Origin of the sequence: Wolbachia endosymbiont of Nasonia oneida (assembly GCF_009012935.1) — a bacterium.
Classification (GTDB): domain Bacteria; phylum Pseudomonadota; class Alphaproteobacteria; order Rickettsiales; family Anaplasmataceae; genus Wolbachia; species Wolbachia pipientis.
This window is the reverse complement of record NZ_QESS01000044.1, coordinates 1-1,757: the sequence shown is the minus strand read 5'-3', so window position 1 is coordinate 1,757 and position 1,757 is coordinate 1. Positions and strand designations below refer to the sequence as shown.

General features: G+C 37.6%; 2 protein-coding genes. Both read left to right on the top strand.

The window, feature by feature from the left end; all coding sequences use genetic code 11:
* Positions 1 to 138 precede the first annotated feature (138 nt).
* Positions 139 to 720, top strand: a complete 582-nt coding sequence (gene ruvA, locus DEF52_RS05985) for a Holliday junction branch migration protein RuvA (protein WP_151808133.1) — start codon at positions 139 to 141, stop codon at positions 718 to 720.
* On the top strand, positions 717 to 1,697 hold the full coding sequence (gene ruvB / locus DEF52_RS05980; protein WP_015589389.1) for a Holliday junction branch migration DNA helicase RuvB: 981 nt from the start codon (positions 717 to 719) through the stop codon (positions 1,695 to 1,697). Before ruvA ends, ruvB begins: the two co-directional genes overlap by 4 nt.
* Positions 1,698 to 1,757: the final 60 nt, after the last annotated feature.

Below are 1,757 nucleotides of genomic sequence, written 5' to 3'. Positions count from 1 at the left end.
CAATAGCTTCAGTTTCATGATAAGGGGGCTGGCGGAGTTTGTCAAGTGGTTTTTTAGCCACGTTTCCCTGTTATAATGTTCGTTTGCTTGACCTAAGATCCAGGAGTATTTAAACTGAAACCCTATATAGTACTAAAAATGATAGGAAATCTAAGCGGAATAGTTGATGAAGTGCGCAGTGATCACATAATCCTGAATGTGAATGATGTTGGCTATATGGTGTATCTTTCAGCCAAAACTTTAAGTGCTTGTGCAATTGGAAGTAGAATCAAATTACTTATCGAAACCTATGCAAATAACAGAGAAAATGTCGCTCAGCTATATGGTTTTATAAGCGAAGAAGAACAGCAGTGCTTGAGGTTGCTTGTCAAAGTAAGCGGTGTTAGCTATAAAACTGCAATGTCAATTTTGAGTAAATTAACTCCAGAACAGCTATTTTTGGCAATTATGAATGAGGATAAAGTAGCACTCAAGATGAGTGGACTTGGCCTGAAACTCATAAATCGAATCATCACTGAATTGAGTGGCAAAGTGAGTAAACTAGAAATAAATAACAATAACTTTAATCCAATTAATGAAGATGCCCTTTCAGCATTGATCAATCTTGGATATGAAAAAGTGAAAGCTTATGATACGATAAAGAAAATACAAGACAAATCGTCAAATCTGGACACTAAGGATATTATTCGCATGGCGCTTAAGGAGCTCTTAACATTATGAAATCAATATCGTGCGGTAAAGAATATACTGAAGATGTGCGCAATATTAACATCAGGCCTGAGCAACTTGATGATTTTGTCGGGCAAAAAGACTTAATACAAAATTTAAAAGTGTTTATAAACGCTGCACAGACGAGAACTGAAGCTTTAGATCACGTCTTATTGTACGGTCCTCCAGGGCTTGGCAAAACAACTTTAGCACAAATTGTTTCTAAAGAATTAAGAGTTAGCTTTCGCGCAACTTCTGGTCCTTTACTTAGTAAAGCTGGGGACTTGGCTGCAGTGCTTACCACTTTAAATGCAAAAGATGTTCTATTTATCGACGAAATCCATAGATTAAATCGCAGCATTGAAGAAGTTTTATATACTGCTATGGAAGATTTCTGCCTGGACATATTAGTAGGTGAAGGTCCATCTACTCGCACTTTAAGGATAGATCTACCACCATTTACGCTAATTGGAGCAACTACACGGCTTGGATTACTTTCTGCGCCACTCAGAGATCGTTTTGGCATTCCTTTGCATCTTGAGTTTTATTCTTTTGAGGAGCTAGTCGATATTATAAAAAGAGGCGCAAGAGTTCTTTCTGCTGAAATTGAAGAGGGTGCTGCACGGGAAATTGCCTGCCGTGCGCGCGGTACTCCAAGAATTGCTTTGAGGTTACTCAGAAGGATAAGGGATTTTGTTGAAGTGAAAGATGATAAAAAAATCACTTATGAAGTCGCTGATTCTGTATTACTAAAATTGGGTGTAGATAAAATGGGACTCAATAAACTTGATATGAATTATCTAAGATTTTTATTCAACACTTCAGGCCCTGTTGGAATTGACACCATATCTATTGCGCTATCCGAAGATGTTGGCAATATTGAAGAAACAGTAGAACCTTATTTAATCAAAATTAGTTTTGTAAAGCGCACACCAAGAGGGCGCGTTCTAACCGATCAAGCAAAGGAGTATTTGAGCTTTCAACATTAAACGTCATAATTTATATTGACTTTCCATAAGATGGTACAAGCCTCCACCTTCTAGGTGGAG

What these genes read in the sequence shown, in the direction of transcription:
- ruvB (WP_015589389.1), top strand. Translation starts at nt 717, where the DNA reads ATGAAATCAATATCGTGCGGTAAAGAATATACTGAAGATGTGCGCAAT.
- ruvA (WP_151808133.1), top strand. Translation starts at nt 139, where the DNA reads ATGATAGGAAATCTAAGCGGAATAGTTGATGAAGTGCGCAGTGATCAC.